Raw genomic sequence first — 12,973 nt, 5'->3', positions numbered from 1 at the left:
ATATTAGTGAATGTGAAGGTCTGCGGCCACGTTCGAAATTGACAAGCGCACCGGGATTTGTCGAGAGTGGCCACTGCGCCGCCAATTGGCACGGGTGGGGCATCATGCTAGGCGTTTTGACCAAGCGATAAAAAAATAAGAGTGGGACAGGCTGCATGGCGCAAGCCGCAATCGAACTGATCGGCATCAACAAGAGTTTTGGCGCCGTTCGCGCCAATCGCGACATCAATCTGGAGATCGCACGCGGCACCATCCACGGCATCGTCGGCGAGAACGGCGCCGGCAAGTCGACGCTGATGTCGATCCTCTACGGCTTCTACCAGGCCGACAGCGGCGAGATCCGTGTCGGCGGCAAGGCGGCGTCGATCAAGACCTCCAACGACGCCATCGCGCTCGGCATCGGCATGGTGCACCAGCACTTCATGCTGGTCGACAATTTCACCGTGCTGGAAAACATCATCCTCGGCGCCGAAAGCGATGCGCTGTTGAAAAAGAGCATCGCCAAGGCGCGCTCCGAACTGGAGCGGCTCGAGCGCGAATACGGGCTGGAAGTCGATCCCGACGCCATCATCGAGGAATTGCCGGTCGGCCTGCAGCAGCGTGTCGAGATCCTGAAGGCGCTTTATCGCGGCGCCGAAATCCTGATTCTCGACGAGCCGACGGGCGTGTTGACGCCGGCCGAGGCCGACCATCTGTTTCGCATCCTCAGGCAATTGAAGGACCAGGGGAAAACGGTGGTGCTGATCACCCACAAGCTGCGCGAGATCATGGCCATCACCGACAATGTCTCGGTCATGCGCCAGGGCACGATGGTGGCGACGCGCGAGACCAGCAAGACGACAGTCGGCGAACTGGCCGAACTGATGGTCGGACGGCGCGTGCTGCTGCGGGTCGAAAAGGGCGAGACGGAGGCCGGCGCGGTCAAGCTGGCCGTCAAGAACCTGACGGTGAAAGACCAGCGCGGCGTCACCATGGTCGACGACATCTCCTTCGATATCCACGCCGGCGAGATCGTCGGCATTACCGGTGTCGCAGGCAACGGCCAGTCCGAACTGCTCGAGGCGATTTCCGGCATCAGGCGCGCGGTTTCCGGCTCGGTGATGCTCGATGGCAAGCCGATCGACCTGACCGGGGCCGCCGATCCCGGCGAGTTGCGCGACCGTGGGCTCGCCCATGTGCCGGAGGACCGCCATCATGTCGGCCTGGTGCTGGCCTTCGAGGAGAACGAGAATTCGATCCTCGGCTACCATGACGACCCGCGCTACCTCAAAGGGCCGTTCCTCAACATCGACGCCATCATGACCGATGCCAAGGACAAGATCGAGAAGTACGATATCCGTCCCGGCAATCCGCGTCTGAAGACGGCGAATTTCTCCGGCGGCAACCAGCAGAAGATCGTGCTGGCGCGAGAAATGGAGCAGGATCCCGGTGTTCTGATCGTCGGCCAGCCGACACGCGGCGTCGATGTCGGCGCCATAGAATTCATCCACAAGCGGCTGATTGCCATGCGCGACCAGGGCAAGGCGGTGCTGGTGGTGTCGGTCGAGCTCGACGAGATCCGTTCGCTGTCCGACCGCATCCTGGTGATGTTTGCCGGGCGCATCGTCGGCGAACGTGGCCCCGAGGCGACCGAAGGCGAGCTTGGTCTGCTGATGGCAGGCGTCGATCGCCAGGAGGCGGCAGAGTGAGCACGCCTTACGCCAAACTGCCGGCCTGGGCCGATTATGGGCTGATCCCGCTGATCAATCTGTCAGTGGCCTTCATCGTTGCCGGTTTCGTCGTCATGCTGGTCGGCGAAAACCCGTTTCGTGCCGCCGTCATCCTGGTCGAGGGCGCTTTCGGCAAGGGAACCGGCATTGCCTTCACGCTGTTCTATGCCACCACCTTCATCTTCACCGGCCTGTCGGTGGCGGTGGCCGCGCATTGCGGCCTGTTCAACATCGGGACCGAGGGCCAGGCCTATATTGCCGGCCTTGGCGTGGGTGTGGTCTGCCTCGCCTTCGACACTGTGCTGCCGTGGTGGCTGACCTTTCCGCTGGCGATCGTCGCCGGAGCCGCCGTCGGTGCGCTGTGGGCGCTGATCCCGGCCTATCTGCAGGCCAAGCGCGGGTCGCACATCGTCATCACCACCATCATGTTCAACTTCATCGCGGCCTCGATCATGGTCTACCTCCTGGTCGGGCCGTTGAAGCCGGCAGCGTCGCAGGCGCCGCAGACGCGCAACTTCCTCGCCGGCGCCGAACTGCCCAAGCTCAACTGGATCATCGAACTGTTCGGCGCCAAGATCCGCTCGGCGCCGTTCAACATCTGCTTCCTGCTGGCGCTGCTCATGGCATTCCTGGTCTGGCTGCTGATCTGGCGCACCAAGCTCGGCTACGAGATGCGCACCTACGGGCACAGCCCGAAGGCGGCGCGCTATGCCGGCATTTCGGAGACCCGCATCATCATTATCGCGATGATGATTTCGGGCGCGCTGGCCGGCATGATGACGCTGAACCCGGTGATGGGCGACCAGCACAATGTGGCGATCGATTTCGTCTCCGGCGCCGGCTTCGTCGGCATCGCCGTGGCGCTGATGGGCCGACTGCATCCGGTCGGCATCGTGCTGGCGGCGATCCTGTTTGGCACGCTCTACCAGGGTGGCGCCGAACTTGCCTTCGAAATGCCGGCGATTTCCCGCGACATGATCGTCATCATCCAAGGCCTGGTCATCCTGTTTGCCGGTGCGCTGGAGCACATGTTCCGGCCCTACGTCCAGGCGCTGTTCGCCTCGTTCAGTCCAAGGTCGGTCGGCATCGAAGCTGTCAAAGGGAAGGGCGCCTGAGATGGACGTCTTCATCGCCATCGTGCAGATCCTGGACTCGACCATACGCCTGTCGGTGCCGCTGCTGCTCGCTTGCCTCGCCGGCCTCTATTCGGAACGCGCCGGCGTTTTCGACATCGGGCTGGAAGGCAAGATGCTGGTCGGCGCCTTTGCAGGTGCGGCCGCCGCTTCGGTCTTCCATTCGGCCTTCCTCGGTCTCGGCATGGCGATCGTGATGTCGGTCGCCTTTGCCCTGGTGCACGGCTTCGCCTCGATCACCCATCGCGGCAACCAGATCGTCTCCGGTGTGGCAATCAACTTCGTCGCCGCCGGCTCGACCATCATTCTGGGCCAGGCCTGGTTCCAGCAGGGCGGGCGAACGCCGGCGCTACAGCCGGGCGAGCGCTTCGAGGCCATCACTCTGCCTGGTGCTGCCGCGATCCACGATGTGCCCATCATCGGGCCGATCTATTCCGAGCTGCTCTCGGGCCATTCGATCCTGGTCTATCTCGCTTTCGCCATGGTGCCGTTCACCTGGTGGGTGTTGTTTCGCACCCGCTTCGGCCTGCGCCTACGCGCCGTCGGCGAGAACCCGGCCGCCGTCGACACCGCCGGCATCTCGGTCGCCTGGCTGCGCTACCGGGCCCTGATCTGCACCGGCGTGCTGACCGGCATTGCCGGCGCCTACCTCTCGATGGTGCAGAATGGCGGCTTCGTGAAGGACATGACCGCAGGCAAGGGCTACATCGCACTGGCGGCGCTGATCTTCGCCAAATGGCGGCCGGTCAACGCTATGTTCGCCTGCCTTCTGTTCGGCTTCCTCGACGCGGCGGCGATCCGCCTGCAGGGTTCGCCGCTGCCGTTGATCGGCAAGGTGCCGGTGCAGTTCATGCAGGCGCTGCCCTATGTGCTGACCGTGATCCTGCTTGCCGGCTTCATCGGCAAGGCGATCCCGCCGCGCGCCGGCGGCGTGCCTTATGTCAAGGAACGTTGATCCGGGCGCCCAGGAGCACTGTGTCGAACATGCGGCTGGTGCTCGAAAGGCGCTAGGAAAACGCAAATGGCCGGGTTTTGACCACGATCGTCGGAGAGAACGTCTAGATGTCGCATGATCTGTTCGAAGCCGCGCAGGAGGCCATGGCCAAGGCCTACGCGCCCTATTCGAAGTTTCCGGTGGGTGCGGCGTTGCGCACCGAAGACGGCCGTGTCTTCACCGGCGCCAACATCGAGGTCGCGTCCTATCCGGAAGGCTGGTGCGCCGAGACCACGGCGCTCGGCCATTACATCATGGGCGGCGGCGGCAAGATCGTCGAGATCGCCGTCATTGCCTCGCGCATGGCCAAATGCTCGCCCTGTGGCGGCTGCCGGCAAAGGCTGGCGGAGTTCTGCCGGCCGGACACGAAGCTCTATCTTTGCGACAACACCGGCGTGGTCGAGACCGTGACGATGGGCGACATGCTGCCCTACGGGTTTCGTGGCGACATTTTGAAGTGAGAGTTGGCTGATATGAAGGAAGCTCTGGACCACCTCGTTGAAAGGCTGGACGGGTTGGCGCCGACAACGGCGATGGTGCTGGGGTCGGGCCTTGGCGGGCTTGTCGACCAGGTCGAAAATGCCGTGCGCATCTCTTATGCCGACCTGCCGGGTTTCCCCCGCAGCGGGGTGACTGGCCATGCCGGCGAGGTGGCCGCGGGGCTTTTCGCCGGCACGCCGGTGCTGATGCTGTCCGGCCGCGCCCATTATTACGAGCACGGCGTTGCTGCTGCAATGCGGCCGGCGCTGGAGGTGCTTGCCGGCATCGGCATCACCAAGCTGATCCTTACCAATGCCGCCGGCTCGGTCGATCCCGACATGCTGCCAGGATCGGTGATGCTGATCACCGACCACATCAATTTCTCCGGCTCCAACCCGCTGATCGGCGAGCCGAGCGACCGCCGCTTCGTCGGCCTGACCGAAGCCTATGATGCCGGCTTGCGCGCGGCGATCGAACGGGCGGCGAAGGCGACAGGGACGGCGCTGCACAAGGGCGTCTATATGTGGTTTTCCGGTCCGTGTTTCGAAACCCCTGCTGAAATCCGCATGGCGCGCGTCATGGGCGCCAATGCGGTAGGGATGTCGACCGTGCCGGAGGTCATTCTCGCCCGCTTCCTTGGGCTTCGCGTAGCCGCTTGTTCGGTGATCACCAATCTCGCCGCCGGGATGACCGGGGCGGAACTGTCGCACCAGGAGACCAAGGACATGGCGCCGATCGGCGGCGCACGGCTGGCGACGATCCTTGCGCATGTGTTCCAGGATGGGTTGCCGGAGCCGAAGGGCGCCGCCTGATGCTTCCGCAGGAAATCATCCGCCGCAAGCGCGACGGCCAGAAACTGTCCGCGCAGGAGATTTCGGCTTTTGTCGCGGGCGTGACTTCGGGCAGCGTCTCGGACGGCCAGGTCGGCGCCTTTGCCATGGCAGTGTTCTTCAACGGCATGAACCGCGACGAGGCGGTGGCGCTGACGCTCGCCATGCGCGATTCCGGCGATGTGCTCGACTGGTCCGACCTGCCGGGTCCGGTCACCGACAAACATTCGACCGGCGGCGTCGGCGACAATGTCTCGCTGATGCTGGCGCCGATCGTCGCCGCTTGCGGCGCCTATGTACCGATGATCTCCGGCAGGGGCCTTGGCCATACCGGCGGCACGCTGGACAAGATGGATGCCATCCCGGGCTATATCAGCCAGCCGGATATCGCGCGCTTCCGCAAGACGGTGCTCGAGACCGGCTGTGCCATCATCGGCCAGACCGCCGATCTCGCGCCCGCCGACCGTCGGCTCTATGCGATCCGCGATGTGACCGGAACGGTGGAATCGGTGCCGCTGATCACTGCCTCTATCCTGTCGAAGAAACTCGCGGCCGGCCTGCGGTCGCTGGTGCTCGACGTCAAGGTCGGCAATGGCGCCTTCATGGAGAAGTCGCGCGACGCGACAGCACTGGCCAACAGCCTGGTCGAGATCGCCAACGGCGCCGGCCTGAAGGCCTCGGCGCTGGTCACCGGTATGAACGAGCCGCTGGCGTCGGCGGCCGGCAACGCGGTCGAGGTGCGCAACGCCGTCGATTTCCTCACCGGAAGGTTCCGCGACAAGCGACTGGAGGATGTGACGCTGGCGCTGGCCGCCGAGATGCTGCAATCGGCAGGGCTGGCGTCGTCCAATCAGGACGGTCTCAGGCGCGCGGCCGAGACGCTGGCCGGCGGCCGCGCGGCAGCCGCCTTCGCGCGTATGGTCGCAGCCCTTGGCGGTCCCGCCGATTTCGTCGAGAAGCCGGAAAAATACCTGCCGAAAGCGGCGGTGGAGTTTGCGGTCAAGGCGACAGGCAACGGTTTTGCCACCGCTATTGCCACCCGCGATATCGGCCTTGCTGTGGTCGGGCTCGGTGGCGGGCGTACGCGGCCGGACGACAGGATCGACCATGCGGTCGGCATCACCAGGCTGCTGCCGCTCGGCGCCGAGGTGCGGGCCGGCGAGCCGCTGGCGCTCGTCCACGCCCGCACGCAAGCGGAGGCCGAAGCGGCCGCAGCCGCCGTGCTTTCGGCCTATACGATCGGGGTGTCGAAACCAGCCGCCGACAAGACTGTCATCCGGCGCGTGCTGCCGCGCGGGTAGCGGAACGCGCTACTGCACCAGCAACAGTGTGCCGTTTTCGACCTGGTATTTTGCCAGCCGCTGCAAAAAGCTCATGCCAATGAGGTTGGTGCGCAGAGCCTTGTCGTCGAGCACTACCGCCTGGACGTTGTCGACGCTGATCTTGCCGATCTGCAGGCGATCGATGTTGACCACGGCGGCCCTGATCGCGCCATTGGCGGTGTTGACCTGCTGGTTGAAGTCCGACGGGTTGAGCGAGATGCCGATGCGGCGCGCCGTCGAGGTGTTGATGGCGACCAAAGTGGCGCCGGTGTCGATCATGCCGTCGACCTGGCGGCCGTTGAGCTTGAAGGCGGAGGTGAAATGGCCGCGCTCGTCAGCCGCCACCAATACTTTGCGCCCAGTGGGCAGCGGTGCGGCCGGCTTGCCGGGAACCGAGGCCATGTTCAGTTCGGGCTGAGGCTGCGCGGACGGCTTGCCGGCGACGGTCGACTTCAACAGGTTGTCGAGAATCTGCGGATTCGACTGATAGACGATCGGGATCGATGCCGACGTTCCGGCGAACACGCCCAGAATGACAAGCTTGCGCAGCATGAATGGACCTTCGTGAAGGCCCATTCTTGCCCACGTATGGTGTGTGCCGCTTTAACGCCAACCCGAAACCGCGGCTTTGCGTAAACGGGCGGTAAACGACTGGATGTCAGCTGGCCTTGCCAGCCGCCGTCATTTGGTTCCGTACATGCGGTCGCCGGCATCGCCGAGGCCGGGCATGATGTAGCCCTTCTCGTTGAGCTGGCGGTCGATGGAAGCGGTAAAGACCGGGACATCCGGATGCGCCTTGGTGAAGCGCTCGATGCCTTCTGGCGCCGCCAGCAGGCAAAGGAAACGGATGTTGGTGGCGCCGCGCTCCTTCAGCTTGTCGATGGCCGCGATGGCCGAGTTCGCGGTCGCCAGCATCGGATCGACGACGATCACCAGCCGGTCGGCGAGATCGCTCGGCGCCTTGAAGAAATATTCCACCGCCTCCAGCGTTTCGTGATCGCGGTAGAGGCCGACATGGGCGACGCGGGCCGCCGGGACCAGGTCGAGCAGGCCTTCGAGCAGGCCATTGCCGGCGCGCAGCACCGAGGCGAAGACCAGCTTCTTGCCTTCCAGCGTCGGCGCTTCCATGGTTTCCATCGGGGTTTCGATGGTCGTCGTCGTCAGTTCGAGGTTGCGGGTGACCTCGTAGCCGAGCAGCAGCGAGATCTCGCGCAGCAGCCGCCGGAAGCCAGCGGTCGACGTCTCCTTCTTGCGCATGATGGTGAGCTTGTGCTGGACAAGCGGGTGGTCGACGACGGTGACGCCCTGCATGGGTTGCTCCAGTGAATGGTGAATAGTGAATAGTGAATAGTGAATAGTGAGCAGGTTTGCGAGTCCCGATGGATCGATCATTGCCGTTGACAGGCCGAAGCGCCGGCAAACCAATCACCAGTCACCAGTCACCTCTTCGCATCGAGCCGGGCAAGCAGCGCGCTTTTCGTCTTCCTGTCGACGAAAGCCGCCTCGATCGCGGTTCGGGTGATGGCGGCCAGCGCCTTTTCGTTCATGGCGAAATGCTCGGCGGCGATGTCGTATTCGCGCTTCAGCGAAGTCCAGAAATAGGGCGGGTCGTCAGAATTCAGCGTCACCTTGCAGCCGGCTGCCTGCAGCGCAGGGAAAGGGTGATCGGCGAAACTGTCGTAGACCTTGAGCGCGATGTTGGAGCCGGGGCAGCATTCCAGCACGATGCCCTCATCGGCGATGCGCCGCACCAGATCGGGGTTTTCGATGGCGCGCACGCCATGGCCGATGCGCGACGGGCGGATATGGTCGAGTGCGGCCTGCACCGTCTCCCAGCCGGTCAACTCGCCGGCATGGATGGTGATGCCAAGACCCGCTTCACGGGCGATCTCGAAAGCCCTGACATAATCCTCCATCTCGCCCATGCGTTCGTCGCCGGCGACGCCGAAGCCGGTGACCAGCGGATTTCCGCAGCGCGCCGCAAAACGCGCCGCCTGCTCGATCGATTCGACGCCGACATGGCGTACGCCGGTGACGATCATGCGGCCCTCTATGCCGGTCTTGGCTTTGGCGCGCAGCATGCCTTCGCCGAGCGCATCGGTATAGGCCTTGGGCGACAGGCCGGCCCTGACGGCATGGTCGGGCGAGGTGAAGACCTCGGAATAGATGGCGCCGTCGCGGGCAAGGCTGGTCAGATAATGGTCGGCGAGGCGGGCATAATCCTCCTCGGTGCGGAACAGGTCGGCGGAAAAATCATAAGCCGCCAGGAACGAGGTGAAATCATGCCAGACGAAGGAGCCGTTCTGGATATAGGGCGAGGTGTCCTTGCCGTATTTCTGCGCCTGACGGATGACGAGTTCGGGCGCCGCTGCCCCCTCGATGTGGCAGTGCAGTTCTGCTTTCAAAGGCATGCAGTTATCCCGTCTCATCAGTCCAGGCCGTAAAGCCCACCACCTGGAAGCGCGGCCGAACACCGCGTCTTAAACAATAGCGCCCGCACCATCGATCGGCTATGGTCCCGCCGGTTTTATGACGGATCAAAATAATGTCAGTTGAGAGAACCACGGCCGCGGGCGGCATGGAAACCTCCTATGGTTTCAAGAAGGTAGGGCCAGGCGACAAGCAGCCTCTGGTCAACGATGTTTTCCACAAGGTGGCGAACCGCTACGACCTGATGAACGACCTGATGTCGGCCGGGCTGCACCGGCTGTGGAAGGATGCCATGGTGACATGGCTCAATCCGCCGAAACGTCCGGGCTGGAAAGTGCTTGACGTGGCGGGCGGCACCGGCGACATCGCCTTCCGCATTGTAGACGCCAGCCATGGCAACACGCATGCCACGGTGCTCGACATCAACGGCTCGATGCTCAGCGTCGGCCGTGACCGCGCGGAGAAAAAGCGCCTGTCCGGCAACACCGATTTCGTCGAGGCCAATGCCGAGGAACTGCCTTTCACCGATAGCACCTTTGACGCCTACACCATCGCATTCGGCATCCGCAACGTGCCGCGCATCGATGTCGCGCTGACGGAAGCCTTTCGCGTGCTGAAGCCCGGCGGACGGTTCCTGTGCCTGGAGTTTTCCGAGGTCGAGATGCCGCTGCTGGACAAGGTCTACGAAGCCTGGTCGTTCAACGCCATTCCGCAGATCGGCAAGATGGTGACGGGCGAGGGCGAACCCTATTCCTACCTAGTCGAATCGATCCGCAAATTTCCCAATCAGCAGAACTTTGCTGCCATGATCACCCGCGCGGGCTTCGAGCGCGTGTCGTTCCGCAACTATTCCGGCGGCATTGCCGCCCTGCATTCGGGCTGGAAGCTTTGAGGCACCACAGTTTGCAGCAGCAGGGTAGGCGATGAGCAGCGTCGGCGCCGCCTTTCGGCTCGCACGGGCCGGCTGGGTGCTGGTTCGCGAAGGCGTGATCGCAGCATTGCCGGGCGACGAACTCGGCGGCCTGCCGAAATTCGGCTGGCGCATGGCCCGGCTCTTCACCCGCCGCCGCGCACTCGCTTATGAGCGCAGCGACCGGCTGGCCAAGGCGGTGGTCCGGCTCGGACCCTCCTACGTCAAGCTCGGCCAGTTCCTGGCGACGCGGCCTGATGTCGTCGGCAACGACATGGCGCTCGACCTCGCCATGCTGCAGGACAAGATGCACACTTTTTCGCAGGCGGAAGCGGTGGCGGCGATCGAGGGCTCGCTCGGGCGCAAGATCGGCGAACTCTATACGCAGTTCGGCGGGCCGGTCGCGGCGGCCTCCATCGCCCAGGTCCATCCCGCGCAGGCCATGCATGACGGTGTCGATACCAAGGTGGCGGTGAAGGTGATCCGGCCTGGCGTGCGCCGCCGCTTCTTCCAGGATCTCGAAAGCTATTTCCTCGCCGCCCGGCTGCAGGAGAAATACATCCCGTCGTCGCGCCGGCTGCGGCCGGTCGAGGTGACCGAGACGCTGGCGCAGACCACCAAGATCGAGATGGATCTTCGCCTCGAGGCGGCCGCACTTTCGGAACTGGGCGAAAACACCAAGGACGATCCGGGCTTCCGCGTGCCGTCGGTCGACTGGGAGCGCACCGGGCGCGATGTGCTGACCATGGAATGGGTCGACGGCGTCAAGATGAACGACATCGCCGGGCTCGCTGCGGCGGGGCACGATCTGAAGGCGATCGCCACCAACCTGATCCAGTCGTTCCTGCGTCACACGCTGCGGGACGGCTTCTTCCATGCCGACATGCATCCAGGCAATCTGTTCGTCGAGGCCAATGGCAATATCGTCGCCGTCGATCTCGGCATTGCCGGACGGCTCGGCAAGAAGGAGCGCCGGTTCCTCGCCGAAATCCTCTACGGCTTCATCACGCGCGACTATCTGCGCGTCGCCGAGGTGCATTTCGAGGCCGGCTACGTGCCGCGCCAGCACAATGTCGCGGCTTTCGCGCAGGCCATTCGCGCCATCGGCGAGCCGATCCATGGCCAGCCGGCTGAAACCATCTCGATGGCGAAGCTTCTCACGCTGCTCTTCGAGGTCACCGAACTGTTCGATATGGCCACGCGGTCGGAACTGATCCTGTTGCAGAAGACCATGGTGGTGGTCGAAGGCGTCGCACGCACGCTCGACCCGGCCTTCAACATGTGGAAGACGGCCGAGCCGGTGGTCGGCCAGTGGATCGCCGGCAATCTCGGGCCGAGCGGCCTGCTGATGGACGCGCGCGACGGCGCCAAGGCGCTGCTGGCGCTGGCCCGCCAGGCGCCCGATCTTGCCGCCCGCACCGAGCGGCTGTCACGCGAGATCGATTTTATGGCGGAGCACGGCCTCCGCTTCGACGAAGCGACATCGCGCGCCATCGGTAAGGCCGAAGCGCGCTACACCCGCTCGGGCCGGCTGGCGCTATGGGTGATCGCGCTGACGCTGGTGTATATCGCGTGGAAGCTGCTCTGATCGCTTGCATCGCTAGCAACTGTGGTGCTAGCGTTGCAGTCGCGCTATTGATGTCGCGGAGCAAGTCATGGGCACCATTACTGTCCGCAATCTAGCTGACGACGTGAAGCAGAAATTGCGTGAGCGCGCTGCGGCGCGCGGGGTGTCGATGGAGGAAGAGGCGCGTGATGCGCTTGCCAAAAGCGTGCTGTCGGCGGAAGCCGGCATGCCCGAGAGCGAAACCCTCTATGCAACAATCCGCCGCCTGGTTGAGCCTCATGGAGGTTTTGACAACGATCTGTCCCAGCGAGGTCAATCCACAAAAACGCACAACACCCTCGACGGCAAGCGCATCCTGCTGATCATCGGCGGCGGCATCGCCGCCTACAAGGCGCTGGACCTGATCCGCCGGCTGCGCGAGCGCGGTGCGGCGGTGCGCGTCGTGATGACATCGGCGGCGCAGGAGTTCGTCACCACGCTTTCGGTCGGCGCGCTTTCGGCCGACCATGTCTTCACCGAACTCTTCGACCGCAGTGACGAGCACGATGTTGGCCATATCCGCCTGTCGCGCGAGGCCGACCTCTTGGTGGTGGCGCCGGCCACCGCCGACCTGATGGCCAAGCTCGCCAACGGCCATGCCAACGATCTGGCCTCGACGGTGCTGCTCGCCACCGACAAGAAGGTGCTGATGGCGCCGGCGATGAACCCGAAAATGTGGTCGCATGCCGCGACGCGCCGCAACCGGGCGACGCTCGCCAAGGACGGCATCGCCTTTGTCGGCCCGGCCAGGGGCGAGATGGCCGAGAGCAATGAGGTGGGCGAAGGCCGCATGGCCGAGCCGCTGGACATCGTGGCAGTGATCGAGGCACTGCTCGACAGCAGGCCGAAGCCGCTGGCCGGCCGCAGGATCATCGTCACCTCGGGGCCGACGCATGAGCCGATCGACCCGGTGCGCTACATCGCCAACCGCTCTTCGGGCAAGCAGGGCCATGCGATTGCGGCAGCGCTGGCAAGACTGGGCGCGGATGTACGCCTGATCTCCGGTCCGGTCAGCATTGCCGATCCGGCCGGCGTTGTGACGACGCATGTCGAGACCGCGGCCGAGATGAAGGCGGCCGTCGAACAGTTGTTGCCGGCGGACGCCGCGGTCTTCGTAGCTGCCGTCGCCGACTGGCGCACCGCTGGCACGGCCGGCGAGAAGATCAAGAAGGTGGCGGGCCAGGGCCCACCGGCGCTGCAAATGGTCGAAAACCCCGACATTCTCGCCGGCGTCGGTCATCACGGGCAACGGCCGGGGCTGGTTGTCGGCTTCGCCGCCGAGACGCAGGACCTGATTGCGAATGCCGAGGCCAAGCTGAAGAAGAAGGGCGCCGATTTCATTGTCGCCAACGATGTCTCGCATGAAAGCGGCGTCGGCCCCACCGGCGTCATGGGCGGCGACCGCAACAAGGTGCGCATCGTCTCGAAGGACGGTGTCGAGGAATGGCCTGAGATGGGCAAGGGCGAGGTGGCGGCGCGGCTCGCCGCGCTCATCGCCGAGCGTTTGCAAGCCTGAGCGGCCGCCGGTTCCGCAATCGGGCAGGCCATGGTCTTGCAAG

At 64.3% G+C, this 12,973-nt stretch carries 12 protein-coding genes; 9 read left to right on the top strand and 3 right to left on the bottom strand.

Annotated elements, in window-relative coordinates; all coding sequences use genetic code 11:
- The first annotated feature begins 155 nt into the window (after nucleotides 1-155).
- The 6 genes from AC3CCE_RS06525 (at nucleotide 156) to deoA (ending at nucleotide 6,447) form a co-directional block, all read left to right on the top strand.
- A complete protein-coding gene (locus AC3CCE_RS06525) occupies nucleotides 156-1,688 on the top strand; it encodes an ABC transporter ATP-binding protein (RefSeq protein ID WP_352624747.1) in 1,533 nt (510 codons plus the stop codon).
- A complete protein-coding gene (locus tag AC3CCE_RS06520) occupies nucleotides 1,685-2,824 on the top strand; it encodes an ABC transporter permease (protein WP_352624745.1) in 1,140 nt (379 codons plus the stop codon). The genes AC3CCE_RS06525 and AC3CCE_RS06520 overlap by 4 nt, the downstream gene beginning before the upstream one ends.
- A gap of 1 nt (nucleotide 2,825) precedes the next feature.
- Nucleotides 2,826-3,797 (top strand): ABC transporter permease, encoded by a 972-nt coding sequence (locus AC3CCE_RS06515; protein ID WP_023683182.1) that lies wholly within the window; start codon nucleotides 2,826-2,828, stop codon nucleotides 3,795-3,797.
- A gap of 107 nt (nucleotides 3,798-3,904) precedes the next feature.
- A complete protein-coding gene (gene cdd, locus AC3CCE_RS06510) occupies nucleotides 3,905-4,297 on the top strand; it encodes a cytidine deaminase (protein ID WP_023683183.1) in 393 nt (130 codons plus the stop codon).
- Nucleotides 4,298-4,309: 12 nt separating this feature from the next.
- Nucleotides 4,310-5,128, top strand: coding sequence for a purine-nucleoside phosphorylase (locus AC3CCE_RS06505; protein ID WP_352510352.1), 819 nt, complete (start codon nucleotides 4,310-4,312; stop codon nucleotides 5,126-5,128).
- A complete protein-coding gene (deoA, locus tag AC3CCE_RS06500; RefSeq protein ID WP_352624742.1) occupies nucleotides 5,128-6,447 on the top strand; it encodes a thymidine phosphorylase in 1,320 nt (439 codons plus the stop codon). Before AC3CCE_RS06505 ends, deoA begins: the two co-directional genes overlap by 1 nt.
- Nucleotides 6,448-6,456: 9 nt before the next feature.
- On the opposite strand, the gene AC3CCE_RS06495 is transcribed toward deoA, so the two are convergent.
- The 3 genes from AC3CCE_RS06495 to AC3CCE_RS06485 all read right to left on the bottom strand — a co-directional run bounded on the left by AC3CCE_RS06495 (nucleotide 6,457) and on the right by AC3CCE_RS06485 (nucleotide 8,879).
- Entirely contained in the window at nucleotides 6,457-7,020 is a 564-nt protein-coding gene (locus AC3CCE_RS06495; RefSeq protein WP_023695614.1) for a TIGR02281 family clan AA aspartic protease, read from the bottom strand.
- A 129-nt stretch (nucleotides 7,021-7,149) separates the two neighbouring features.
- Entirely contained in the window at nucleotides 7,150-7,779 is a 630-nt protein-coding gene (gene upp, locus AC3CCE_RS06490) for a uracil phosphoribosyltransferase (protein ID WP_023671129.1), read from the bottom strand.
- A 128-nt stretch (nucleotides 7,780-7,907) separates the two neighbouring features.
- Entirely contained in the window at nucleotides 7,908-8,879 is a 972-nt protein-coding gene (locus AC3CCE_RS06485; RefSeq protein ID WP_023691857.1) for an adenosine deaminase, read from the bottom strand.
- A gap of 134 nt (nucleotides 8,880-9,013) precedes the next feature.
- On the opposite strand from AC3CCE_RS06485, the gene ubiE reads away from it, so the two are divergent.
- The 3 genes from ubiE (at nucleotide 9,014) to coaBC (ending at nucleotide 12,930) form a co-directional block, all read left to right on the top strand.
- Nucleotides 9,014-9,790 (top strand): bifunctional demethylmenaquinone methyltransferase/2-methoxy-6-polyprenyl-1,4-benzoquinol methylase UbiE, encoded by a 777-nt coding sequence (gene ubiE, locus AC3CCE_RS06480; RefSeq protein ID WP_023747104.1) that lies wholly within the window; start codon nucleotides 9,014-9,016, stop codon nucleotides 9,788-9,790.
- 31 nt (nucleotides 9,791-9,821) lie between these two features.
- A complete protein-coding gene (gene ubiB, locus AC3CCE_RS06475) occupies nucleotides 9,822-11,396 on the top strand; it encodes a 2-polyprenylphenol 6-hydroxylase (protein ID WP_023671132.1) in 1,575 nt (524 codons plus the stop codon).
- A gap of 67 nt (nucleotides 11,397-11,463) precedes the next feature.
- Nucleotides 11,464-12,930, top strand: a complete 1,467-nt coding sequence (coaBC, locus tag AC3CCE_RS06470; protein WP_352624739.1) for a bifunctional phosphopantothenoylcysteine decarboxylase/phosphopantothenate--cysteine ligase CoaBC — start codon at nucleotides 11,464-11,466, stop codon at nucleotides 12,928-12,930.
- Nucleotides 12,931-12,973 lie beyond the last annotated feature (43 nt).

Source organism: Mesorhizobium sp. P160187 (assembly GCF_057766425.1).
Note: the sequence above shows the minus strand (reverse complement) of the source record. Positions and strands in the feature narration are given on the sequence as shown.